Origin of the sequence: Francisella adeliensis, assembly GCF_003290445.1 — a bacterium.
Lineage (GTDB): Bacteria > Pseudomonadota > Gammaproteobacteria > Francisellales > Francisellaceae > Francisella > Francisella adeliensis.
In genome coordinates this window covers 228,068-253,044 of sequence record NZ_CP021781.1, presented here as the reverse complement: position 1 = coordinate 253,044, position 24,977 = coordinate 228,068, and the positions used below count along the sequence as shown (strand labels likewise).

The window sequence follows — 24,977 nt, the reverse complement described above, 5'->3', positions numbered from 1 at the left end:
TCTTAGTCTGACCTGTAAATAAACAGCTTTTTTTGATCTAACTTTTGACACTATACATGTATATGTAAGAGTTTATCTATTAAATTAGAGACATTCTTTTGTGACCATATAAGTGTTGATAAATATATTATTTAACAACAAGGATACAAACATGAACAAATTAACATTTGGAGTCATCGGGACTTCAAGAAAAGAAAATGAACAAAGACTTCCCATTCACCCTGATCATATATCTGAAATACCTAAAGAAATTCGTGAGCAACTTATATTTGAAAGTGGTTATGGTAAATCTATGAATATTTCTGATGAGAAAATTGCTAGTCAAACTGGAGGTATTGCTTCGCGAGATGAAATATTAAAAAGTATTGGGAACATAATACTAGCTAAACCAGTATTACAAGACTTGATGGATATTAAAGATGAAAGTATTGTTTGGGGATGGTCACACTGTGTACAACAGAAAGAAATCACACAGATAGCTATCGACAAAAAATTAACATTATTAGCCTTTGAAGATATGTATTCATTGCAAGATGATAAAAAAACACCCCGCCATAGCTTCTGGCAAAACAATGAATTAGCTGGATACTGTGCTGTTTTGCATGCACTTCAATTAAAAGCTACAGACGGTAGATATGGAGAACAGAAAAAAATACTAATAATTGGCTTTGGGGCTGTTAGTCGTGGGGCCATATATGCTTTACAAGGTCGTGGCTTCAAGGATATAACCGTGTGCTCTCGCCGTACAATTGCAGATTTACAAGATGTAATAAATGGTTGCAAGTATGTTAGAGTTTCAGAAGATTTATCTGAAAATAAAAAGTTGATCAATCTAATTAGCAAATCTGACATTATCGTTAATGGAATATTACAAGACCCTAACAATCCAACGATATTTATCAATAAGAAAAATTTTGCAAAAATAAAACCCAATAGCCTAATAATTGATGTTAGCTGTGATGAAGAGATGGGATTTTATTTCTCTAAACCAACTAGCTTTAAAAAGCCGATGTTTAAAGTAGAGTCCATAGATTATTATGGTGTAGATCATACTCCTAGTTATCTTTGGGAAAGTACTTCAAGATGCATATCAGAAACTGTCTTGAGTTATCTTCCCAATGTGATTTTGAAGAAAGAAAGTGGTGCTAAGAGTAAAACATTAGAAAACTCTATCAATATTAAAAATGGCATGATTCAAAATAGTAAGATTATTTCATTTCAAAATAGAGAAGATACATATCCTTACAAATATATATAAATGTCTTAGTCAGCAATTAAGTCATATTCTGTAGATTCTGTGATTTCTACGATAGCAAACTCGCCAACTTTCAATCTACGCTCTTTTGCATCGCCGATTATTACTTGACCATCAACTTCTGGAGCATCGTATTTTGTACGACCTATTGCGTAGTTTTCATCAGTATTTATTGAATCAATTATAACTTGCTGCTCAGTGCCTACAAATCTTTCAAGCTTCTTAGCACTTATCTCAGACTGTAAACCCATAAAAGTATCTAATCGCTGCTGCTTAACTTCTTCGGATATCAAATCATCAAAATCATTAGCTTTAGCACCTTCAACCTCAGAGTACTTAAAGCAGCCAACTCTATCAAGCTGTGCTTGTCTAGCAAAATCTAGCAAATGCTCAAAATCTGCTTCTGTCTCACCTGGGAAACCAACTATAAATGTACTACGAATAGCAATATCTGGACATATATCACGCCACTTATTGATTCTATCAAGAGTCTTTTGTGTATGAGCTGGTCGCTTCATTCTTTTTAGTACTTCTGGGCTAGAGTGCTGTAATGGTACATCTAAATACGGTAAAATCTTACCTTGAGCCATAAGTGGTACAATTTTATCAACATGAGGGTATGGATATACATAATGCAATCTTGTCCACATATCTAGCTCACCCAATGCTGTAGATAAATCCAATATATTGCTTTGGTATTGTTTATCATGCCAAATACCAGGGTTATACTTTATGTCAACACCATACGCTGAAGTATCTTGCGAAATTACTAGTAGCTCTTTTACACCTGCATTTTTAAGCTTCTCAGCCTCTATCATAATATTATCAATATTACGGCTTTTTAATTTACCGCGAATATCTGGAATAATGCAAAAAGTACAAGTATTGTTACAACCTTCAGATATTTTCAAATAAGAATAGTGTCTCGGTGTAAGCTTTATACCCTGTGGTGGAACTAAAGATACAAAATCACTAGCAAATATCGGAGCATGAGTATGTACAGCTTCGATTAAATTTTCATAATCCTGTGGTCCTGTAATGCTTAAAACCTTAGGATGCTTCTCTTTTATCATGTCTGCTTTATTGCCAAGACATCCAGTCACAAGCACTTTACCGTTTTTAGCAATCGCTTCACCAATCACTTCAAGTGATTCATCTATTGCCGAGTTAAGAAACCCACAAGTGTTTACGATTACCATGTCAGCATTATTGTAACTATCGCATAGTTCATAGCCTTCAGCTTTTAGCTTAGTAATTATTCTTTCAGAGTCAACAAGGTTTTTAGGACAACCAAGACTCACAAAGCCAATTTTAGGTATTTTAATCATGATAATTAAAGTTATATAGAATTATGAAGTGTATTTTAGATTAATTTTAGAAAAAAGAATAGATAAAAAATCAGATTACATTTCTGCTGATGGCTGAATAGATGAGTCACTTTCATCACATTTCACACCGAAATCAAGATCAGTTCTTCTATCTAAATAATAAGCTTTCTCAGATGCTTTATACATACAAGCATCATTCATGCCATCACTACAGAACTCATCATAGTACTGCGTAGGTTCTGCTGCTGGCTTTAATTTACCATAACTTACCACACATACTTGGTCTTGATTAACACCTTTTGATAATAAGTATTGATTAACTGCATCAGCTCTTTTTTGACCTAAATTAAAGTTATATTTATCACTTCCTCTTGGGTCGGTGTTACCTGAAAGTTTAATTGGCTGATTAGGATGCGCTATTAGATAGTCTGCTGTTTGATCTAGGCATGTTTTAGCATCATCAGTAACATCATTACTATCAAATCCAAAATACACAGATCTACAGTTTATACCCATTAACTCTTCTTTCATTTTAGAAACTTCATCTGAACTCATATTTTCAGAACCAAATATTTTTGATGACATTTCTAAGGCATCTGAACTATCAACACCTGCATACTTATCTTTTATTAGATCACTATTATCAGGTCTGTCACTAGAACAACTAGCCAACGCTAATACTGAGGCTATTACAGCTAAACCAATTATTTTCTTTTTCATGCTATTAATCTCCATTTATTTTTTATTTTAAGTAACATTATCAAAATCTGTAGTTTCAAAATTACCACCATCGTCTGCAAAATTACCACCTGAATTTTCTCCAGACTTAAGCAAACTAATTGTATTTGATCCAGATTCGCCCAAAGATGAACCGTCAAGACTAGTGCCCGAGCTATCCACAGCCGAAGGTTCAGGACCTTTATACCATGCACAACTAAAAAGCGAACCTACAATTATTGTTAGAATCAAAAATCTATTTACTATATTCATAAACCCTCCCTAAAAATTTTTCGGTGACCACGATGGTGACTGAATAAGTGTTTTATTATCATCTATATTTACTATGCTAAAATGATTATCTCCATTTAAGGATACCATATCTATAGAATTATAACCTCTAGAATTCGAAGCTACATACGCAACCATATCACCAAAAGGTGAAACAGTAGGTGAAGCATCGGATTTTCCATTTGTTAATATCTTAAGATCACTATTAGATATATCAAATACAGCAATCCGCGTCCCTTTTGAACGAGCACTTTGATTCATAAATACTACGTCCTTACCATTTGGCGTATAGTTTGGCTCATATCCTTGATATATTTTGCTACTTAGTCTTGAAGATTGAGGGTATTTAGAGTTTATAGGTGCAACATATATATTAGGTCTACCTCCTCTATCTGAGGTAAATATTACACTCTTACCGTTTGGTGAAAATTTTGGAGCTGTATTAATACCATTAATCGTTAATCTCTTTAAAGATTTATTTACAAGATTCATAATATAAATATTTGTCTGATCTGAATAACCTTTTGATAAGGCTAAAGCAATCATATCATCATTAGGTGAATACGCTGCGGCACTATTAATCCCTTTAAAGTTAGATATTCTAGTAACTTTTCCAGTAGCAATTTGAAGCTTATAAACTGCCATACTACCACCACTATAGCTAGAGTATACAATAAACTTACCATTACTTGACCACGATGGTGTAGCAATAGGGTTATCTTTCTGCCTTAAAACTGTATGCTTATTATAACCATCATAATCTGAGATTATTAGCTCATACGTCCTACCATATCTTGCGTATGGATTAGTTACTTTTACATAGGCAAGTTTAGTTAAAAAGAACCCTTGATCCCCGGTTATTTTTTGATAAACATAATTCGAGATTTTATGAGCTAGAGTTCTACTTAAAGCAGCACTGATATTTCTATATGTTATTGACTGAATATAGCTTGAATCATCTCTTTTTAAGACTTTAACTTCTACTGTATAGTTATTATACGAGTTTTTAGTGTATTTCGTATAAGCAACATAATCAGCCTTTATATTTTTCCAAGGTACTAAACTTTGACTTTTAACTTCATATTGTATCGGCATACTTGATTCTAGCTTAGCATTATGAGCTAAATCTTCCTCCACAACACTGTTAACAGACTTTGAAAAACCATCAATCATGTTATTAGAAATTACTGCAACTAATGGTTTTTTTATTATCCCTGAACGAACATTTACAACAAAATCCGCATAGAGATTAAAACTAATAAAAATAAATACTGTAATATATAAAATTTTCTTTTTCATTTGTTACCTTTTTATTTATATGGATCGAATAAGAAGCTGATATTCTCATCTTGCAATCTTTGTTTTGCCACATCATTTGTTATTGCTGGTGGTGTGGTATCTTTAATAGCATCTATTAATGATTGATCACACCTGAAATTTCCAGTAGTTCCTGTAAGCTTTATAAAGCTACCATTTCTAGCTATTGCTTTAGGGAATTTATATATTCCCCGACAATTATCTCTAACCCAATGATCTTCAATGCGTTGCTGATACTCACCTAAGTAACTAGCAATAGCTGAATCACTTTGACTTTTTTGTACTTGTCTTCGAGCTGACTCTTGAGCTTCTGCTCTAGCTTTTGCTAGGCGTGCTTCTCGAGCTTTTCTTTGTTTTTCTGCCTCTTGTTGCTTACGCTTTTTCTCTGCTTCAAGCTTAGCTTTTTCCTGTTTTACTTTTTTATTTTGCAACTCTTTTTTTCTTTGCTCTTCAAGCTTTTGTTGCTTCTGTTTTTCAGCAATCTTTCTCTGGTTCTCTAACTCTTGTTGTTTTTTCTGCTCTTTACGCCTCGCTTCGAGTTTAGCTTTCCTTTGCTCTTCTAACTTAGCCTTACGATCAGCCTCAGCTTTTGCTTTTGCTCGTGCTTTTGCCTGTTTTATAGCTTTTGCTCGTGCTTCTTTTATGTCTTGCTTAGCATCTTTAATATCTTGACGAGCTTTTCTCTCTTGCTCACGATTATTTTCATACGACTGTATTTGCTTATCTAAATCTTGACTAGTAATTGATGTAGCTTGTATAACTGTTGGGTGGTTAGGCTTGCCTTTAATCTGGACTTCAAAATTAGTTGGCGAACTAAATCTCAGCGTACTAACAAATGATAAGATACATAGCAAGACAACAACACTTACATGTATTAACACTGATTTTGCTAAATATGGATCTTTATCAATTTGTTTTTTACAAAAAATTTTTGCTTTATGGTAGTAGGATTTAAGATTTTCCATCTTCTGTAACTAACCCCACTTTATCAACACCTGCTTTTTGAATAAGAGCCATCGCTTTAACAACCTCACCATAACTTGCTTGACTATCTCCTCGCACATATACAGGCTTACCTGCACTTTGTTTTGATAGACTTATTACCACTGAGCTAAGCTTCGAAGCAGTTAATGATGCTTTTGGATTACCAACACCTTGATTTATAAAATATTGACCATCTTTATTGACTGTAACAACTATTGGTTTACTATCATTTGATGGGATTTTTTCTGATGTTGCTTTCGGCAAATCAACTTTTACACCCTGTGTTAAAATTGGCGTGGTAATCATAAATATAACTAGTAATACAAGCATTACATCAATGTATGGTACTACATTGATCTCAACCATTGCTCTTTTTTTTCTAAAAAACTTTTTATTTCTTCTTCTCATAAAATGGCTTTAGTAATTTTCTTGATTATGTGGTTGTTGTAATTGATCCTTATGTGCTTCTTTAAGTAACAATATACATAAGTCATCTTGAAACGCTTCATATCCTGACAAAACATCATCAACTTGATTAGCAAGCCTACTATGCCCAACAACAGCAGGAATCGCGACAAACAGACCTAAGGCTGTAGCTATAAGAGCTTCAGCAATATGTGGAGCAACCACAGATATAGTTGCTTGCTCAACACCACCAAGAGCACTAAATGAAGACATAATACCCCATACAGTACCAACTAATCCAATATATGGTGCAACTGAACCAATCATCCCAAGTACTGAAAGGCCATTATCCAATTCTTTAGCTTCTTGTGAAATTGCTATACTAACAGTCCTTTCCATACCTTCCAGTATAGTTTCACCTTTAAGAATGCCCGTATCTTTTAAACCATTAAACTCTTTAAGAGCCATACAAAATATTACAGATTTACCAAATATATTTTCTTTATGCTGTAAATAATATTCATAAAGCTTCTGAATATGGTGACCAGCCCAGAAAAGTTTATCAAACTTAACTTGCTCATCTTTATATTTTTTCACTCTAGTATTCATTTCTATCATAACTTTCCATGAATATAGCGACATGACCACTAAGAGCAACATTATAAGCTGCACAACAAAATTAGCGTGCCATATCAACTGAATAAAAGAAAGAGAGATATCTTGCATAATTTAATCCTAAAAAACCTGTTTTTATATTCTTACGATTTCTAAAGATTAATTATACTCAAAGTAATAAAAATTATAAACTCTTAATACAAATACTTGCACTATAATTTTCATACTTAAGAAAGATGGATAAATAAATGTAGGTAAATAATTTATTAGTAAATTTTTGGCTCACCATCTGGACGAGTTTTATAACGACGATGTTGCCATAGATATTGCTCTGGATATTTACGAATTGCACTTTCAAGAAACTTATTAACAAGCAATGCATCTTCATAGTCATTACCTGAAAACTCAATTGGCTCACCAGAAATCATTTTATAGCCTGATAAATCTTTATTCCTTACATAATATGTTGGGATAACTATAGACTTTGTTTTCCTTGCTAACCATGGAGTAACCACCAAAGTAGAGCAAAGCTTGCCAAAAAAAGGCACAAAAATACTATGCTCTTTAAAATCTTGGTCTGGGGCATACCAGAGTGTCATGCGTCCTCTTAAACTTTTTATTACCGTCAGCATATTTTTACGCTCAAAACATTTTTCAACATACTTTAAGCGTGAAGAGGTAATTACATGCTCCATCACTGGATGCTTATGCTTTTGATAAATAAGACTCAAAGGCTTAAAGGTATCTCCACAGTATCTACCAGCTATCTCTAAAGTATGAAAGTGAAAACCTAAAGACATCAAAGGTCTATCTAGATTTTCATGTGTAGTTCTAAAAGTTTCAAACTCACTTTCATCAACAGGTATTTTTTTGAATTTTTTATCAGACATAAACCATGCTATCAAGCTTTCAAACCCTGCCATACAAGCAGATTTATAACTTTCTTCAACTAGGTGCTGAATTTCAGATTCTGACTTTTCTGGGAATGCAATTTTAAGATTAATATACGCTATCTTATTACGCTTTTTAACCAATGGTTTAGCAAGCTTACCAATAAAAACTGCGAGTTTCATCAAAGCTTTATAAGGAAGTGTATTAACGAGGATTTTAGCTATAAAAATAGCTAACCAAATCCCCCAGTACTTAGGTTTTAAGAGAGATTTGTCCATAACTAATTATTTTTTCTTATGAGTGTGACTAGCTTGGTAGCGTCTAGTAATTATATATTGTTGGGTAATACTAATAAGGTTATTTGTTAGCCAGTATAATACTAAGCCTGCAGGGAATGATGAGAACAAGAATGTAAACATAATTGGTAAAAACATCATTATTTTAGCTTGCATTGGATCTGCTGGAGCAGGAGATATTTTTTGTTGTAAAAACATCGAAATACCCATAAGTACAGGAAGCACATAGAATGGGTCTTTAATTGATAAGTCATGAATCCAGAATATAAATGGCGCATGTCTTAACTCAACTGATTCTAATAACACCCAATATAATGAAATAAATATAGGAATCTGCACAACCATTGGTAAACAACCACTTAGAGGGTTTACCTTTTCACTCTTGTACATTTCCATCATCTTTTTACCAAGCTGCTGGCGATCATCCTTATAGCTTTCTTGTAAACGCTTCATTCTTGGCTGAAGCATTCTCATCTTAGCCATAGAACGGTAGCTCTTAGCAGATAATGGGTAGAATATAGCCTTAATTAGACAAGTAACCAAGATAATAGCTAAACCCCAGTTTCCAACTAAAGCATGAATATGAGACATTACCCAAAAAATAATTTCTGAGAAGAATGATAACATTCCATAATCTAAAGTCTTCTCAAGGTTAGGTGCCAATGGAGCAAGATTATTTTTAATAATTGGCCCAGAATAAAGAACAGATGTTACATCTTGAGATTGGCTTGGCTGTATTGTTATAGATGAATATTCACCTGCTTCAAAGATATTTTCATCAATATTCTTAAAGTAAATTATAGAATTAGTAGATTGTGGAATCCATGCAGTTTCAAAATAATGCTCTACAAAAGCTACCCAACCATTACCAACATTACCAACTATAGTAGGTTTACCATTAGTTTTAGCAATATCTTTAAATGATTCTTTTCTAAACTTATCTTGGGTTGTTGAATAAGCAACACCTGTAAATGTATAGCTATGAGCATTTAATAAACTAAAGCTATCTCCAGCAGGATCAAAATCACGCGCAAGTGAATTATCAACAATAACACTGATTGGGCTACCTGTAGTGTTTGTGATGTTTTGAGCTACAGAGATATTGTATTTACTATCATCAAAAGTATAAGTTCTAACTATATCTAAACCGTCAACATTTGCACTTAAAGTTAATACTTGCTTATCACCCTCTTTCTTAATGCCTTTATTTTCAAAGGTTATATCAAGTGGTTTCTTATCAACAACTATATTACTTTTAGCAATATACTGCGACTTATCTTTACTAGTAAGAAGAGGCATTGCTGACTTATCTTCTAAGCTTACCGTATAGTCCTTTAACGAAGCAGAAGTTATTGCGCCACCATTAAGGCTTATTTTTAAGTCTTTAAATACACCAGTATTTATAGTTACGCTTTTAGAATCATCATACTCAGAGAAGTTTGTTTTAGCTGCTAACGATTCTTTAACATCTCCCTTAACTGGAGTTGTAGCTTTATCATTTGTAACAGCTGCTGAATCACTATAATGGCTAGTAGCGTCTTGAACTTGTGCAGTAGTTTGTTGAGCACTATCATTTGATGGGAATGTCTCTTCCCATTTACCCATAAGAGAGACAAACATTATTGCTATTGTAACTAATAGTAATATTCTTATATGATTAGATTTCATTATTATTTTAAACCTTTTATTTTGCTAGGAACTGGGTCGTAGTAGTCTCTTTTAGACAGCGGTTGGCATCTAAGAATTCTACAAACACTTAAATATAATCCTTTTAGTATACCATGAGATTTCAAAGCTTCTAGAGCATATTCAGAACAAGTAGGATAATACCTACATCTAGCTGGTATAAATGGACTGATACAGTAACGATAAAATTTGATGAACAGGATAAAAGGGAAAATTGTCACTTTTTTAAAAATTGTTGAAATTTTTGTATTGATTGCCACAATTCTTCCTTGCTAGCTTCATTTGCTGGCTTTTTACTAAGAATTACTAAACCTTTATGCTCAAGAAAATCTTTATGAGTTCGAAAAGACTCTTTCAAAAGCCTTCGACAAAGATTTCTTTTTACAGCTTTACGAATGTTTTTTTTTGCTAATATTGCACAAAAACCCGCTGTTTTTACAGCTCTCTCACCTATCAAAAAAGTAAAATGATCTGAGCTTATTTTAGTTTCAACACTGTTAAAAACTTTAGTAATTTCTTCTTTAGAGAGTATATTTTGTTTTGTTAAACAAAAATTACGCTGCAAGCTTATGTCTGCCTTTAGCTCGTCTGTTTCTGATTACTTTTTGACCTCTTAAAGTCTTCATACGAGCACGAAAACCGTGAGTTCTTTTTCTTTTTAGGTTTGAAGGTTGGAAAGTTCTTTTCATGTTATTATCCTCTTAATTAATATATTTAAAATTTAAACCAATCTTATAGATTGCAGAAATAGTTTCGGTATTGTATAGAAAAAGACTGTCATAGTCAATCATTAAACCAACCTGTTTATTAATACAACTTCATTTTAGTATGCCTTACAAGTGCTGTAACACCTTGCTTGACAAGCTACAAACAACTATGTTTAAATAGCGAAACTTTACTAAAGAGCAAGTCTTTAATTTACAAACTATGAAGAACATTAGAAAAAAAATAATTATAATAACCATCTTACTGGGATGCCTTAGCTTTCAAATATCTCAAGCATGTATTTCTACCGAATACAACAGAGCATACTCTAAATTTCAACACAGTGACTATATATCCTCTGCAAAGGCATTTGCCAACCTATATGAAAATGGATGCCCTACATCTCCATATTTTTTGGGAATCCATTACGCCTATGGATTAGGTGTTAAAAAAAATACTGATATGGCAATCAAGTATTTTGATATTTTTTTAGCTAAAAAAAATCATAAGCAACCACGAAGATACCGAGCTAACGCTTCCCTTGCTTTAGCAATTATTTATAATTCTAAAGGCGATACCGAGAAAGCTCACAAATACCTAGAGCAATCTGCCAAAGCAGATAATACAGAGGCTATGTTTTTTCTTGGTAGATCATATATCGACAAAGACCAACCCTACTACGTTGAAACCAATCGTAAAGAAGCTTTTTTATGGCTAAATAAAGCCGCCTCTTATGGTAACGTTAAGGCTATGAAACTTATTTATGAAAACTCTTTATATATAAAAAAAACCTAAACCACAACTCAAAATCTAATTTTAATTAAATTTATAATAACATTTTTACAGAAATACAGCTTATAATATAAGCTATTCACACAATATATCTACACAATAATGACGGTTCCCTCTACAAAAATACAAGTTGCTTTAGAAAAATTAGATATTAAAGCCTCTGAAGAACAAATTGAACTATGGATACAATACCTAAAACTTCTTGAAAAATGGAATAAAGTCTACAATATGACTGCCATTAAAAACTTTGATGACATGCTTGTAAAACACCTTTTTGATAGTTTATCTGTAGCAAAATACATAAAAGGTAATACAACTGTAGATGTGGGTACAGGTGGTGGATTGCCTGGTGTTGTGTTAGCTATCTTATATCCTGAGCACAAATTTACTTTAGTTGATAGCGTTGGCAAGAAAATTATGTTTCTGAAAAATGTGAAGAAGTCTTTGAAGCTTGATAATATTGAACCCGTAAATACCCGTATAGAAAGCTTAGAAGGAAATTTTGATAACATTATATCTCGAGCATTTAGCGCATCTGATAACTTCTATGAGCTTTGCAAGCACTTCCTAACTGATGAAAATCAAATGCTTGCAATGAAAGGCCCTGATTTAGAAGAGCAAAACTTAGCAAAATTACCACTAAATACTATTAAGCATAAAATCAAAGTGCCTTTTTTAGATGCTGAAAGAAATTTGATAGTAATGACTAAAAAACAAGAACGCTAAATATGATAGATAAAGGTTTCATAAAAAACGCATATAATCAGATTATTAAAAACATTGATAGCAAAGTAAAACTTTTAGCTGTAAGCAAATATCAATCTATAGAAAAAATAGACTACTTAAAATCACTAGGACAAACTGATTTTGGCGAAAATTATTTACAAGCACTAGAGGAGAAAGCTACCGCAAGACCTGATCTAAGCTGGCATTTCATCGGCTCTTTACAATCTCGTAAAATAAAACACATTGTTAAATATGTAGATTCTATTCAAAGCGTTGAAAAAAAAGATCACCTTGAGAAAATCGATAAAGCTGCCAAAGCTGAAAACAAGCAAATAAATGTTCTTTTACAAATAAATATTGATAATGATCCCAACAAATCAGGATTTAACTCTTTGCAGCAAGATGAAGTTTTGAAGTGTATAAAAATATCAAAAGAGCTGAAAAACACAACTGTTGTAGGACTAATGTGTATCCCAGCAAAATCAATCACACCTGACAAAAGCTTTAAGAAAGTGAAGAGCTTTTTTGATGAAGTTAATTCTCAGTTATCTAACGAGCAAAAACTCACAAGACTATCTATGGGAATGAGTGCAGACTATCAGCTAGCGGTACAGCATGGCAGCACAGAAGTTAGAATTGGTAGTAGCTTATTTGGTGAGAGAGTTAAAAAAACCTAAACAATAAAATTCCTACAACAATATTTTTGCATTCACAACAAGCTCTACAAACTCTTTCACTTTTGGCTGAACAAACTTATTTTTTTGATAATATATAAATATATCTTGATGATCTATAAACTCATTTTCCAATAATGGTACGAGTTTTCCTTTCTTAATCTCATCAACAACCATATACCCATGAAGCTGAGCAATTCCCATACTTAAAAGCACACATTGTTTGATAAAGTCAGAATCGTTTGCTGAAAGCGATGAGTTTACTTCAATATGGCGACTTTTCCCTTTAAGAGCTACTAAAGCTGTTGGTCTAGATTTATGCCTAATATAGTTATGTTTCTGCAAATCATCTAAATCATTTAGACAGCCTCCATTCTTCAAATATTCCGGTGTTGCGCAGAGGATGTACTTCGTTTGCGCTATTTTGCGAGCAACAATATCTTCTGGTGGTTGCCAATTAACCCCCAAAATCAAGTCTGCTTCCTGTATTTTAAAGTTAGAAATTTTTTCTTCGATTAATATCTCAATCTCTACTTTTGGAAATTTTAACAGATATTCTTTTATGAATGACTGTAGCACCTCTTTTGCAAAATACGGTGTTGTACTTATTTTCAAAACTCCAGATGGCTCTTTATGAAACGACTTTGATAGATCTCTAACACTATCTATTTGAGATTGAAGCGATTTACAGTAAGTAAGTAAAAGCTGACCCTCATGAGTCAGCGACAATGTTCTTGTTGTTCTATTAAGTAAATCAACTCTTAACTCTTTCTCTAATTGCTTAATAGAATGGCTTACAGATGCCTTTGTAACACCTAAAGCTTTTGCTGTGCTTGTAAAACTACCATGTAAACTTAACTCATAAAAAACCTCAAACAGTGAAACAGATATCTTTTTAGCAACCTTCATTGTCAAATAAAACTAAACCTATGTTCATTATATAAGCCATTGTAAAAACAAAACAGGAAATATACAATATTTTTCAAGTTAATATATAACAAAAAAGTAATATGAAAAACTATAAAATAGCAATCCTACTAAGCTATATAAGTATAGCAAGCGCATCGGCTGTTATATTAAACCCTGCTCTACCACATATCTCTACAGAAATGAACCTTCACAATGGTACAGTTGAGTGGTTAGTAAGTATTTTTCTAATTGGTTATGTGATTGGGCAGCTTGCTTATGGCCCCATTGCAAAAAGATTTGGCGATGCTGTAACACTAAGAATTGGACTCTCCATAAATCTTATAGGTATTATCATATGCCTATTTGGTGGTCAGTTACTTTCTATGCCCATACTACTTATAGGCAGGTTCATAACAGCTATAGGCTCATCTGCTGGACTAGTATGTACATTTATAATACTCAATAATTCAGTAGAAGAAAGTCGTGCAAAAACAGCCTTATCCTTTGCAACAATCTCTTTTGCTCTGTCGATCACTTTAGCTGTCCTAATTGGTGGAATGATTAGTACATACTCACACTGGTATTACTGTTTCTATGCTTTATTAATACACGGCATTATTATGCTAATTCTTAGCTTTATATATCACAACAACAAAGATAACAACTTCGACCTAAACATAACAAATATTTTAAATGGCTATAAAGAAGCTCTAAGTAACCCAAGGCTAGTAGTATTTTCACTCAGCATCGGTGCTATGACTGTTTTTAGCTACTGTTACTCTACTTCTAGCCCATTTATTACTCATCAAATGTTTGGTTTTACTAGTGCCCAATACGGTGTGTGGAATAGCTTAACCACAATAGGTATTATTAGCGGATCTTTTTTAGTAGCAAAACTTATAAACAAGTACCGCTCAGAGAGTCTATTAACAATAGCATTAGCTTCTTTAATAGTATTAATAGTCATATTAGCTCTGCTGCAAGTTTACAGCCTAGTTTCTCCAGTTATATTTTTCATACTCGTTACACTAATGTATTTTGTATGTAATTTTATATACCCCACAGCATCACACCTAGCTTCAAATGCCATAGAATGCCGTGCTAATGCATCTGGTGCAATGAATTTTGTAAACATGTCTACAGGCGTTTTGGGTGTTTCTATAATGGGCTATATACCTATACAATATATTTGGAGCTTTATGTTAATCTGTTTAATACTTCCCATAATCTGCTTAATTCTAATCCCTTTAGTAAAAGCAAATAACTAAGTAAATTAAGCTGTATCGCTAGCTATCAAAAATCTAATATAGTAAAATTTTTCTAGTTATAAAACATTCTTGATAAAGCATGACCTCAATAGATCGAGTAAATAAATATTTTGAAAATAGCATTCAAGCAAAAATTGAAACAGCCAATGTTTTACCTCCAGCTATAGCAGAGGTGGGTAAATCAATGGTTTCTTGTTTAGAAAATGGTGGCAAAATACTTGTTTGTGGTAATGGTGGTAGTGCAACATTATCACAACATTTTTCATCAAAACTTCTAAGTTATTTTAACCTTGAAAGACCTCCCCTTCCAGCTATAGCATTAACTGGAGATATTTCTAGCATCACGAGTATTGCTGAACATTATGGCTATGATGAAATCTTCTCAAAGCAAGTTGCAGCAATTGGTAATGAAAACGATATATTATTAGCAATCTCACCTACAGGTAACTCAGCAAATATCATCAAAGCTATAGAGGAAGCGCATGATTTAGAGATGCAAGTTGTTACTATGACAGGTTTTGACGGTGGCAATATGCAACAAATGCATCAGGATGGTGATATAGAATTAAGAGTCCCTTCTAACCATGAAATTACCATTCAAGAGAATCATTTCCTTATAATACACTGCTTATGTGATATTATTGACCAAAAATTATTTGCAGGCCTAGAAGACTAACAGATGTATAGAAAGTTTTTAATACCGTTAACTATTGCTTCTGCTGTTTTACTAAATAGCTGTGGCATCATCGAGCCATATACAGCTCCAGTACCTCAAGGTAAGACTATCACAAACAAAAAAGTCTTTGATATAAGACCCAATATGACAAAAAGTGAAGTTAAATACATCTTAGGATCTCCAGATATTATCGATACCTTTAATCCAAATCAATATATTTATATACATTCATATAAAGAACATATGCAAGACACCAATTATGAGGAGTCTAAACTTATATTAACTTTCAACAACCAAGATAAGTTGATTGGCATATCAGGAAACTATGTACCACCAACTAAAGAGCCAGTGTTTTAATAACAAAAGTTACTTTCTACTATAAACCAAAATAAAACTCTGTATCAGTTTCATTAACATTCACTCTAAAATCAATCGCTTGCGAACTATCTTTGCAAAGCTTTCTCAAATCATTCAGTAATATCTGACCAAGCTTTTTACGAAGCTCTACACTTCTACCTGGTAAAATAGCTATATCAAGCTGTATAAAAGCATTATACTCACTATTTGAACTGCCTACACGATACTGTGAGCATGGGTAAACTAAAGTTCTACAAGTGTCGATATCTGTAGCGATTACATCTACAAGCATTTGATGAGTGTTTTCTGTAAATAACTCTAACTTATCATCAATGTTTATATTATTTGTATAGTGAATTTTTATTGTAGGCATAGTGATTACCATTAATGAAGATTTCATCAATCATATCACAATGAATGCTCGATATAAGTATTAGAAAATTTTTTAGAAAAAATATTTTGAAATTATGCAGCAGAAAGTGCTTTGATTTTAGCAGCTAAACGAGACTTATGTCTTGCAGCTTTATTTTTATGGATAAGACCTTTAGTTGCATATCTATCCAATAATGGCACTGCTTTAGCGAAATTTTCTTGTGCAGACTTAACATCACCAGCTTCGATTGCTGTAGCTGTTTTCTTTAAGAAAGTTCTCATTACTGAACGACGAGCTACATTATGCTGACGGTTTTGTTCAGCTTGAATGATTCTTTTTTTTGCTTGTTTTGAATTAGCCAATTTATTTCTCCAATTGTCTTATTTTTAATTTTTATAAATTCGGTTCTCTTTTGAGGATGCGAGACACGCTATTATAATATAAATAACTTTGGTATTTTGCATATTTTATTCATTTTTGTCAACCCGATTATTACTATAGAGACACATTTATGCTAAACATTGGACTAAATGGCTACATTTTAAAGTGGTTTTATAGCATAATATATAGCTAACTAATCTTATGAAATATAAAAACTCTATTAAGAAAATCATTTATGAAACATATTAGAAACTTTTCTGTAATTGCACATATTGACCATGGTAAATCGACTCTTTCTGATCGATTCATCCAAGTTTGTAATGGCTTAACTGAACGAGAAATGAAAGAGCAAGTACTTGATTCGATGGATATTGAAAGAGAAAGAGGTATCACTATCAAGGCTCAGTCTGTAACATTAGATTACACAGCTCGTGATGGTGAAACTTATCAACTTAACTTTATTGATACTCCAGGTCATGTGGATTTCTCTTATGAAGTATCGCGTTCTTTAGCTGCTTGTGAGGGTGCATTGCTAGTTGTGGATGCTGCACAAGGTGTAGAGGCTCAAACTGTAGCAAACTGCTATACTGCGATTGACCAAGAGCTAGAAGTTATTCCTATCTTAAATAAAATTGACCTACCCTCTGCAGATCCAGAAAAAGTAGCTGAAGAGATTGAAGAGATAATCGGCATTGACGCTACAGGTGCGACTACTTGTAGTGCTAAGACTGGTTTAGGTGTCGAAGATGTATTAGAAACTATCGTAGAAAAAGTACCTGCTCCAACTGGTGATGTAGATGCTAAGCTTCAAGCTTTGATTATTGATTCATGGTTTGATAACTACTTAGGTGTAGTTTCACTTGTGCGAATCAAGAATGGTACGCTTAAAAAAGGCGAGAAATTTAAAGTAATGTCTACAGGTGTATCTCATCAAGTGGATAGGCTTGGGGTATTTACTCCTAAGATGAAAGATTTAAACCATTTAAAAGCTGGTGAAGTTGGCTTTGTGATTTCTGGTATTAAAGATATTCACGGTGCTCCGGTGGGCGATACTCTGACTCATACTCATAACCCCACAGATACTGTAGTTCCAGGATTCAAGAAAGTACAACCGCAAGTTTATGCTGGTATGTTTACTATTAGCTCAGATGATTATCCTGACTTTAGAGAAGCGTTAGAAAAGCTAAGCTTAAATGATGCTTCTTTATTTTTTGAGCCAGAAGTTTCTCAAGCATTAGGTTTTGGTTTTAGATGTGGTTTCTTAGGGATGCTTCATATGGAGATTATCCAAGAGCGACTAGAGAGAGAGTATAACCTTGACCTTATTACATCAGCTCCTACTGTAGTTTATGAAGCCATCAAAAAAGACGGCGAAAAAGTAATTGTAGATAACCCTGCTAAACTGCCAGATCCAGGTGCTATTGATAAAATCCTAGAACCAATTGTGCGTGCAAATATTCTTGTGCCAAAAGATCATGTCGGTAGTGTGATAACTCTTTGTATCGAAAAGCGTGGTACTCAGGTAGATATGAACTACATGGGTAACCAAGTATCTATTACTTACGATATGCCAATGATTGAAGTAGTATCAGATTTCTTTGATACGCTTAAATCTGTAACTAAAGGCTACGGTTCTCTTGATTATGAGTTAAATCGTTATCAAGAAGGTGATATGGTGCGTCTTGATGTGCTTATTAATGGTGATAAAGTTGATGCTTTAGCTAGTATAGTTCATAAAGACCAAGCAAAGTACAAAGGTCGTGATTTGGTTGAGAGACTAAAAGAGCTTATTCCTAGACAGATGTTTGAAGTTGCAATCCAAGCTACTATTGGTGGTACGATTGTTGCAAGAAGTACTGTAAAAGCTTTGCGTAAGAATGTAATTGCAAAATGCTACGGTGGCGATGTTTCACGTAAGAAAAAACTTCTTGAGAAGCAAAAAGAAGGTAAAAAGCGTATGAAGAATATCGGTTCTGTAGAGATTCCACAAGAAGCATTTTTGTCTGTGTTGAAAAAATAAGTATTGGATACCTATTTAATAACTATGAGGGAGCTTTATGATTAATATGACAGATGAACAGATATTAACCGAACTTAAAAGCCGTGAACCTATTTTTCATAGAGAAGAATTTGGTAGAAAACGTCATGATTTTGAAGCGATGATGGATGAAGGATTCTGGGAGGTTGGAGCATCAGGTAATATTTATACTAAAGACCATGTGCTAGATGGTCTTGAGGAAAGATACAGTAAGTCATATGAAGAAACTTGGCAAAACCCTAGAGATTTTAAATGTAGACAATTATCTGAGGATACCTTCCTGCTTACATATACACTAACGCAAGATAAGACTCGTATTACTAGGAGATCTACTATTTGGAAATTTTACGATGGTAATTGGAAAATTATGTATCATCAAGGAACTGTAGTCTGTTAATAACTATACAAAACCCTAAAGAATAAGACTATTTGTATAGTTAAGATTTTTTAAAACGTCTCCAAATAATATATAATCTCTATCAAACATATTTTAATTAATAGTAGAATGTCAAAAAAAGTAGTAGTAGGAATATCCGGCGGTGTAGATTCTTCAGTTTCAGCTTTGCTCTTAAAACAGCAAGGATACGATATAACTGGCGTATTTATGAAAAACTGGGAAGAGGATGATAGTGATGACTTTTGTTCAGCAGAGCAGGATATAGCTGATGCCCAAGCAGTTTGTGATTCTATCGGCATTCCATTTAAAAAGATAAATTTTGCTGCAGAGTATTGGGATAATGTGTTTGAACATTTTCTTACAGAGTACAAAGCTGGCAGAACGCCAAACCCAGATATTTTATGCAATAAAGAAATCAAATTTAAAGCATTCTTGAATTATGTGCATTTACTTGGTGGTGAATATATTGCAACAGGGCATTATGCAAGGTGTAGAAAAGTTGATGATGGCAGTTTTCAGCTTGTAAAAGGTGTTGATGAATCAAAAGATCAAACTTATTTCTTATACACGCTAGGGCAAGAACAGCTATCGCAAACACTATTCCCAGTTGGCGAAATCATCAAAGATAAGGTTCGTGATATAGCAAAAAAGAACAACCTTGTAACTTTTGATAAAAAAGATAGTACGGGTATTTGCTTTATTGGCGAGAGAAAGTTTAAAGAGTTTTTATCAAAATTTCTGCCAGCTCAAAAAGGAGAAATCCACGATGAGAACGGTATCAAAATTGGTATGCATGATGGTTTGATGTACTACACAATTGGTCAACGCCAAGGTCTCGGTATTGGAGGTGTGAAAAATCGTCCAGAAGTACCTTGGTTTGCTGCTCAAAAAGATCTTGAGAATAATGTGCTTATAGCTGTGCAAGGCCATAACCATCCTTTGTTATTCAAGCAGTCATTAAAAGCAATAGAGCTTAATTGGTGTGCAGGGGTTGCTCCAGCAGATAAGTTTAAGTGTAAAGCAAAAGTTCGCTATAGACAGCAAGACCAAGCTTGTGAGGTAACAGTCAAAGCTGATGGTTCAGTAGATGTGGTTTTTGAAGAAGCTCAACGAGCTATCACACCGGGTCAATCTGTTGTTTTTTATGATGGTGATGTCTGCCTAGGCGGTGGGATAATTGTATAGGGATATATTTACAATACATTTGTTGAATTTAAATCTATAATTACTTTAGTCCTTATGCTACCATCTTTAAAAATATATTTAAACTCAAACCTGAAATGCGTAAAACCACTTACCTAATATCTTTAATTATATTAGCTCAGCTTGCGAATGCTTCATGTATTCCTCAAGTTAATAAAAGTAAGCCTAAAGCTGGCATACCTGGCGGTCAGTTTAATCACTGTGATGTCGATAGTAGTTCAGATGCTTTTTGCGACCCTACAAATGGTACTGAAAACTATATGACTAGACATCATATATTTGATAAACATTTATGGATTGAGGTTTTAGATAAAGGTTTAAATCAAGCAACTAAAAATCAAGATAATGCTGAAGCGAATATCGTAAAACTTCTGCAAGAAGCTGGAGCATCCTCAACTGTAGTAGAAGATTTTAAACAAGATGGTAAAACTTGTAATTCTGAAACTAATAAATGGCTTACTTGGTTACCTGTAAATTTATCTCTAGGGCCAGCTCCTCAAGATCGCTCTTTTGATCCCGGTAATGATTTTGATAATTGGGCTTTATTGATAGTACCAAATAAAACAACACAGAATACTTTTGAAAATATTCATACTGCTGTTGTTAACTATAATAATAATGAAATTGCAGAAGGCTTATCTCAATTACCAGCAGTTAAAACTCCTTGGCAAATGACTTTAGGTTCTCAAGCAAACTGGGTAAGAGCTTATGACTCAAATAATAAACAAAAATATTGTCCTAAAGAGATATTTGATAACTATGGTATGAATATTTGCCCAAATGAAGATGTAAAAATTTTTGATATGTCAGAGTTTTACCAGTTAATTGCTTAAAAAGACCATCTCTTAAACAAAATTTCCTTGAAAAAACACATCTAGCTCTCATATAACCTTTGAACAGATTTAATTTATAACAATCAATAAAGAGGTTTAACAAAATGTCTAAGAAAAATTATACATTTGAAACAGAAGTAGATAAGTTATTACACCTAGTGATTCATTCACTATATTCAAACAGAGATATTTTCTTGCGTGAGCTAGTATCTAACGGCTCAGATGCTATCGAAAAACTAAGATACGAATCTATAGCAAATGCTGATTTAAACGAAGGTGATGCTGATTATGCAATCAAAGTTGATTTTGATAAAGATGCAAAAACTATAACTGTTAGCGATAATGGTATCGGTATGACTGAAGAAGAGGTTATCGAAAACCTTGGTACTATTGCAAAATCAGGTACTAAAAAATTCCTAGAAAACCTGACTGGTGATAAAAACAAAGATAGCGATCTAATCGGTCAATTTGGTGTTGGTTTTTACTCATCATTTATTGTAGCTGATAAAGTTACAGTAAGAACTAGAAAAGCAGGCCAAGCTAAAGATCAAGCTACAAAATGGGTTTCTTCTGCAGAAAAAGATTTCACAATCGAAACTATCTCAAAAGAGCAACGCGGTACAGAAATAACTCTACACCTTAAAAAAGAAAGCGAAGATCTTTTAGATCACAATGCTTTAAAAGGTTTAGTAAACAAATATTCTGACTGTATAAATACACCAGTTGAGATGAAAAAAGTTGAAACTGATGACAAAGGTGAGCAAACAATTACTGATGAATACGAAGTTGTAAACAATACTAAAGCTATTTGGTTAAGATCAAAAGAAGAGATTAGTGATGATGAGTACAATGAATTTTATAAGTACATCTCTCATGACTTCAACAATGCTCTAACTTGGTCACATAATAAAGTTGAGGGTAATCTTGAATACAACAGCTTACTATTCATCCCAGAAAATAAGCCTTTTGACTTCTGGAATAGAGATAAAGATTATGGTTTATCTTTATATGTGCGTAGAGTATTTATTATGGAAAATAAAGAACTTCTTCCTCCATACCTAAGATTTGTAAAAGGTGTTGTTGATTCTGCTGATTTACCATTGAATGTATCGCGTGAAATATTACAACATAATAAAGTTATCGACAAAATTAGAAAAGCTACAACATCAAAAGTTTTAAGTGAACTTACTAAGCTAGCTAAAAAAGATAACGATAAATACCAAAAATTCTGGGATAACTTTGGTCAAGTACTTAAAGAAGGTGTATCTGAAGATTCTGGTAATAAAGAAAAAATCGCTGGATTATTAAGATTTACAACTACAGAGAGTACTGATGCTAAGCAAACAGTTTCTTTAGCAGACTATATCTCTCGTATGAAAGAAGAGCAGGATACTATCTACTACATCACAGCAGATAGCTATAAAGCAGCTTTAAACAACCCTCAGCTTGAAGTCTTCAAGAAAAAAGGTATCGAAGTAATCTTGATGACAGATAGAGTGGATGAGTGGATGATGTCTTCATTATCAGAGTTTGATGGCAAACACATGAAATCTATCATCAAAGGCGATATTGATCTTGATAAATTTGAAACTGAAGAAACTAAAGAGAAGTTTGAAAAAGAAACTAAAGATTTTGAAAAAATCTTAGCAGATATTAAAGAGTCTCTAAAAGACAAAGTTGAAGATGTAAGACTTTCTAAGCGTCTTACTGACTCACCAAGTTGCGTAGTTGTAAATGACTATGGTATGAGCTTAAACATGCAAAAAATGATGGAAGAAGCTGGTCAAAACTTTATGCCTGGCATGGGTATGAAGCCAATTCTTGAACTAAATGCTGAACATCACTTAGTACAGAAGTTAAAAGATGAAGCAGATACTGAAGTATTTGGTGATTTATCTGAGCTACTACTTATGCAAGCAATGTTTGTAGAAGGTGCTAAGATTGAAGATCCTATGTCTTTTGTTAAGCTTGTAAATAAATATATCAAATAAACTTTCTATCTAATTATCTAAATTCTCTTAGTTGAATATCTAATACTAATATAACTATTATGCGGTATACATAATTGTCACAAGATCAGAAAAAATTAAGAACTTTGTATTTATAGTATTTTTGCTATAGCACCTAAAGCACCTTCTTGCTTTATTGCTTCAAAAGCTTTTAGATAATCTCCTACAAACTTTTCATCACTTGCTATATCATGGAATATTTCTTTAATCTTTATAAAATCTAAAGGATTATCATTTTTAGCAATAAAGTCTAATAAGAAATCTTTTTTATTATCCACAACATCAATTTTTTCACCCCTCTCATCGAATCCTTCAAGGTATACTCTCCACGAAGCAACTATCAATGCTGATAATTTTAGGGTTTTACTTTGATTTAATTGCTCATGAATAATAGGGAGATTAAACACTGGAATTCTATCACTAGTAAATTCACATATTCTTTGTAGTGTATCTGCAATATTTGGGTTTGCAAACCTATCAATAACAGATTTTTGGTACTCATCAAGATCTATTCCAGGAACACTATCAAGAGTAACTTCCACTTCATTTTTCATATAATTTAGTAAAAATTTTTGAATAGTTTCATCCTGAGCTGATTCATGAACATAGCGGTAGCCATGTAAATATCCTATATATGCTAAAGCCTGATGAGATGAATTTAACAAACGCAGTTTCATCTTTTCGTAAGGTGATACATCTTTCACAAATTGAGCTCCAACATCTTCCCAACGAGGTCTTCCAGTAACAAACTTATCTTCTACTACCCACTGTGTAAATGGTTCACAAACTACTGGCCACTGGTCTTCTATACCAAAATCTTGTGATATAGTTTTTTTATCTTCATCAGCTGTTTTAGGAGTTATACGATCAACCATTGAGTTTGGAAAACTACATTTTTCTTTAACCCAATTTTTAAGATTCTGATCTTGCTTTGACAGAAACTCTAATAATGTATACTCTAAAACCCTACCATTATGCTGAACATTGTCACAACTAAGTAAAGTTACTCCAGCCTGATTATTTAATTTTCTTTCTCTTAAACACAATGCTAAGAACCCAAAAATAGTTTTTGGAGTATTAAAGTTTTCTATATCAAACTTGATATTATCATTATTCCAATCAAACTTACCTGTATTTGGATCAATATTATATCCACCCTCTGTTACCGTCATAGATATGATTGCTAAATCATTATTTTTTGATGCCTTTCTTAAATCTTCATAGTTATTATAAGCATGGATATAGTTCGAGATAGTATTAACTATACTTAGAGAGCTTTTCTCTTTATATGGTTTTATCATCAATGAATAATTATAATCTTGAGCTTTCAGAATATCTGCCATAGTTTTATCACTAGCTAATATCCCAACTCCTGTAATCCCCCAACTATAATCTTTACTATGATCCATTGCCTCAGCAGTATAAACAGCTTGATGAGCACGGTGAAAGCCTCCCACACCAAAATGGAGGATTTTAGAACATAGCTGTGGTTTTGAGAATGTATTTATTGTTGAGTTTTTTTCTAATATTTCAGAAACATTTTCTTGATTAATATTCATCGTAGACCCTTATTTATTTTTATTTCCATAGTAGATTATTTGAATTACAATAACTAATGCGAATATAGCACCTAGACCATTAGGTACAACTATAAACCAATCCGGCTTACAAAAACCATAAACTACCCATGATGTAAATGTTAAAAATAAAAAACAAAATAAAAATAGTGATAAACCTTCTGTAGAGCCAAGTTCATAATTCTTCTTAACTTGAACTGGCAATCCTAATGCTGTGTAAATTATCGTTATAATACATGCTATCCAGCCAAGTATATCTATATATTCCATATTG

Annotated in this window: 29 protein-coding genes; 12 read left to right on the top strand and 17 right to left on the bottom strand. The window is 33.0% G+C overall.

All coding sequences use genetic code 11. The features are described from left to right. Positions 1 to 151 precede the first annotated feature (151 nt). Positions 152 to 1,258 carry a N(5)-(carboxyethyl)ornithine synthase gene (locus CDH04_RS01265; RefSeq protein ID WP_112869304.1) on the top strand — a complete coding sequence of 369 codons (1,107 nt, stop codon included), beginning with the start codon at positions 152 to 154 and terminating at the stop codon, positions 1,256 to 1,258. Positions 1,259 to 1,263: 5 nt separating this feature from the next. Here the strand turns inward: CDH04_RS01265 and rimO are convergent, their stop codons facing one another. The 12 genes from rimO to rpmH form a co-directional block, all read right to left on the bottom strand. Next, positions 1,264 to 2,583 carry a 30S ribosomal protein S12 methylthiotransferase RimO gene (gene rimO, locus CDH04_RS01260; protein ID WP_112869303.1) on the bottom strand — a complete coding sequence of 440 codons (1,320 nt, stop codon included), beginning with the start codon at positions 2,581 to 2,583 and terminating at the stop codon, positions 1,264 to 1,266. 75 nt (positions 2,584 to 2,658) lie between these two features. Next, on the bottom strand, positions 2,659 to 3,303 hold the full coding sequence (locus CDH04_RS01255) for an OmpA family protein (RefSeq protein ID WP_112869302.1): 645 nt from the start codon (positions 3,301 to 3,303) through the stop codon (positions 2,659 to 2,661). 27 nt (positions 3,304 to 3,330) lie between these two features. Continuing rightward, positions 3,331 to 3,573: a hypothetical protein gene (locus CDH04_RS01250; protein ID WP_112869301.1), complete on the bottom strand. Its 243-nt coding sequence runs from the start codon at positions 3,571 to 3,573 to the stop codon at positions 3,331 to 3,333. Positions 3,574 to 3,582: 9 nt separating this feature from the next. After that, entirely contained in the window at positions 3,583 to 4,890 is a 1,308-nt protein-coding gene (locus tag CDH04_RS01245) for a PD40 domain-containing protein (RefSeq protein ID WP_112869300.1), read from the bottom strand. 11 nt (positions 4,891 to 4,901) lie between these two features. Further along, positions 4,902 to 5,873: a cell envelope integrity TolA family protein gene (locus CDH04_RS01240; protein WP_112869299.1), complete on the bottom strand. Its 972-nt coding sequence runs from the start codon at positions 5,871 to 5,873 to the stop codon at positions 4,902 to 4,904. Further along, complete coding sequence (gene tolR, locus CDH04_RS01235; RefSeq protein WP_112869298.1) at positions 5,860 to 6,300, bottom strand: protein TolR; 441 nt, start codon at positions 6,298 to 6,300, stop codon at positions 5,860 to 5,862. Before tolR ends, CDH04_RS01240 begins: the two co-directional genes overlap by 14 nt. A gap of 9 nt (positions 6,301 to 6,309) precedes the next feature. Further along, positions 6,310 to 7,023, bottom strand: a complete 714-nt coding sequence (gene tolQ / locus CDH04_RS01230) for a protein TolQ (RefSeq protein ID WP_112869297.1) — start codon at positions 7,021 to 7,023, stop codon at positions 6,310 to 6,312. Positions 7,024 to 7,178: 155 nt separating this feature from the next. Further along, the gene (locus CDH04_RS01225) at positions 7,179 to 8,081 is read right to left on the bottom strand and encodes an LpxL/LpxP family acyltransferase (RefSeq protein WP_112869296.1); all 903 of its coding nucleotides are present in this window, start codon (positions 8,079 to 8,081) and stop codon (positions 7,179 to 7,181) included. 6 nt (positions 8,082 to 8,087) lie between these two features. Further along, positions 8,088 to 9,767 carry a membrane protein insertase YidC gene (gene yidC, locus CDH04_RS01220; RefSeq protein WP_112869295.1) on the bottom strand — a complete coding sequence of 560 codons (1,680 nt, stop codon included), beginning with the start codon at positions 9,765 to 9,767 and terminating at the stop codon, positions 8,088 to 8,090. Between the two features lie 2 nt (positions 9,768 to 9,769). Further along, a complete protein-coding gene (gene yidD / locus CDH04_RS01215; RefSeq protein ID WP_112869294.1) occupies positions 9,770 to 10,045 on the bottom strand; it encodes a membrane protein insertion efficiency factor YidD in 276 nt (91 codons plus the stop codon). Then, positions 10,003 to 10,350 carry a ribonuclease P protein component gene (gene rnpA, locus CDH04_RS01210; protein ID WP_112869293.1) on the bottom strand — a complete coding sequence of 116 codons (348 nt, stop codon included), beginning with the start codon at positions 10,348 to 10,350 and terminating at the stop codon, positions 10,003 to 10,005. The genes yidD and rnpA overlap by 43 nt, the downstream gene beginning before the upstream one ends. After that, a complete protein-coding gene (rpmH, locus tag CDH04_RS01205; RefSeq protein ID WP_112869292.1) occupies positions 10,340 to 10,474 on the bottom strand; it encodes a 50S ribosomal protein L34 in 135 nt (44 codons plus the stop codon). Before rpmH ends, rnpA begins: the two co-directional genes overlap by 11 nt. Before the next feature lie 238 nt (positions 10,475 to 10,712). On the opposite strand from rpmH, the gene CDH04_RS01200 reads away from it, so the two are divergent. From CDH04_RS01200 to CDH04_RS01190, 3 genes are all read left to right on the top strand, one after another. Further along, positions 10,713 to 11,285 (top strand): tetratricopeptide repeat protein, encoded by a 573-nt coding sequence (locus CDH04_RS01200; RefSeq protein ID WP_112869291.1) that lies wholly within the window; start codon positions 10,713 to 10,715, stop codon positions 11,283 to 11,285. 99 nt (positions 11,286 to 11,384) lie between these two features. Then, positions 11,385 to 12,008, top strand: coding sequence for a 16S rRNA (guanine(527)-N(7))-methyltransferase RsmG (gene rsmG, locus CDH04_RS01195; RefSeq protein WP_112869290.1), 624 nt, complete (start codon positions 11,385 to 11,387; stop codon positions 12,006 to 12,008). A 2-nt stretch (positions 12,009 to 12,010) separates the two neighbouring features. Then, positions 12,011 to 12,685, top strand: a complete 675-nt coding sequence (locus CDH04_RS01190; RefSeq protein ID WP_112869289.1) for a YggS family pyridoxal phosphate-dependent enzyme — start codon at positions 12,011 to 12,013, stop codon at positions 12,683 to 12,685. Between the two features lie 12 nt (positions 12,686 to 12,697). Here CDH04_RS01190 and CDH04_RS01185 read toward each other — a convergent pair whose 3' ends face one another. Further along, on the bottom strand, positions 12,698 to 13,591 hold the full coding sequence (locus CDH04_RS01185) for a LysR family transcriptional regulator (protein WP_174208878.1): 894 nt from the start codon (positions 13,589 to 13,591) through the stop codon (positions 12,698 to 12,700). 101 nt (positions 13,592 to 13,692) lie between these two features. Between CDH04_RS01185 and CDH04_RS01180 the strand changes: the two genes are divergently transcribed. From CDH04_RS01180 to CDH04_RS01170, 3 genes are all read left to right on the top strand, one after another. Next, positions 13,693 to 14,859, top strand: a complete 1,167-nt coding sequence (locus CDH04_RS01180; protein WP_112869287.1) for an MFS transporter — start codon at positions 13,693 to 13,695, stop codon at positions 14,857 to 14,859. Between the two features lie 79 nt (positions 14,860 to 14,938). Then, positions 14,939 to 15,535, top strand: a complete 597-nt coding sequence (locus tag CDH04_RS01175; RefSeq protein ID WP_112869286.1) for an SIS domain-containing protein — start codon at positions 14,939 to 14,941, stop codon at positions 15,533 to 15,535. Positions 15,536 to 15,538: 3 nt separating this feature from the next. Beyond that, complete coding sequence (locus CDH04_RS01170) at positions 15,539 to 15,892, top strand: outer membrane protein assembly factor BamE (protein ID WP_112869285.1); 354 nt, start codon at positions 15,539 to 15,541, stop codon at positions 15,890 to 15,892. 19 nt (positions 15,893 to 15,911) lie between these two features. On the opposite strand, the gene CDH04_RS01165 is transcribed toward CDH04_RS01170, so the two are convergent. Both CDH04_RS01165 and rpsT read right to left on the bottom strand, forming a co-directional pair. Next, the gene (locus CDH04_RS01165; RefSeq protein WP_112869284.1) at positions 15,912 to 16,265 is read right to left on the bottom strand and encodes a 5-carboxymethyl-2-hydroxymuconate Delta-isomerase; all 354 of its coding nucleotides are present in this window, start codon (positions 16,263 to 16,265) and stop codon (positions 15,912 to 15,914) included. A 92-nt stretch (positions 16,266 to 16,357) separates the two neighbouring features. Next, positions 16,358 to 16,627 carry a 30S ribosomal protein S20 gene (gene rpsT, locus CDH04_RS01160; RefSeq protein ID WP_112869283.1) on the bottom strand — a complete coding sequence of 90 codons (270 nt, stop codon included), beginning with the start codon at positions 16,625 to 16,627 and terminating at the stop codon, positions 16,358 to 16,360. A 254-nt stretch (positions 16,628 to 16,881) separates the two neighbouring features. Here rpsT and lepA point away from each other — a divergent pair, with 254 nt between their 5' ends. The 5 genes from lepA (at position 16,882) to htpG (ending at position 23,108) form a co-directional block, all read left to right on the top strand. After that, a complete protein-coding gene (gene lepA / locus CDH04_RS01155; RefSeq protein WP_112869282.1) occupies positions 16,882 to 18,666 on the top strand; it encodes a translation elongation factor 4 in 1,785 nt (594 codons plus the stop codon). Between the two features lie 37 nt (positions 18,667 to 18,703). Then, the gene (locus tag CDH04_RS01150; RefSeq protein ID WP_112869281.1) at positions 18,704 to 19,081 is read left to right on the top strand and encodes a nuclear transport factor 2 family protein; all 378 of its coding nucleotides are present in this window, start codon (positions 18,704 to 18,706) and stop codon (positions 19,079 to 19,081) included. Between the two features lie 108 nt (positions 19,082 to 19,189). Then, positions 19,190 to 20,266, top strand: coding sequence for a tRNA 2-thiouridine(34) synthase MnmA (gene mnmA / locus CDH04_RS01145; RefSeq protein ID WP_112869280.1), 1,077 nt, complete (start codon positions 19,190 to 19,192; stop codon positions 20,264 to 20,266). A 95-nt stretch (positions 20,267 to 20,361) separates the two neighbouring features. Next, a complete protein-coding gene (locus CDH04_RS01140) occupies positions 20,362 to 21,117 on the top strand; it encodes a hypothetical protein (protein ID WP_112869279.1) in 756 nt (251 codons plus the stop codon). A gap of 104 nt (positions 21,118 to 21,221) precedes the next feature. Next, positions 21,222 to 23,108: a molecular chaperone HtpG gene (gene htpG / locus CDH04_RS01135; protein ID WP_112869278.1), complete on the top strand. Its 1,887-nt coding sequence runs from the start codon at positions 21,222 to 21,224 to the stop codon at positions 23,106 to 23,108. A 110-nt stretch (positions 23,109 to 23,218) separates the two neighbouring features. Here htpG and CDH04_RS01130 read toward each other — a convergent pair whose 3' ends face one another. Continuing rightward, the gene (locus tag CDH04_RS01130) at positions 23,219 to 24,685 is read right to left on the bottom strand and encodes a mannitol dehydrogenase family protein (RefSeq protein WP_112869277.1); all 1,467 of its coding nucleotides are present in this window, start codon (positions 24,683 to 24,685) and stop codon (positions 23,219 to 23,221) included. A gap of 9 nt (positions 24,686 to 24,694) precedes the next feature. Then, a complete protein-coding gene (locus CDH04_RS01125) occupies positions 24,695 to 24,973 on the bottom strand; it encodes a SemiSWEET family transporter (protein ID WP_112869276.1) in 279 nt (92 codons plus the stop codon). Positions 24,974 to 24,977: the final 4 nt, after the last annotated feature.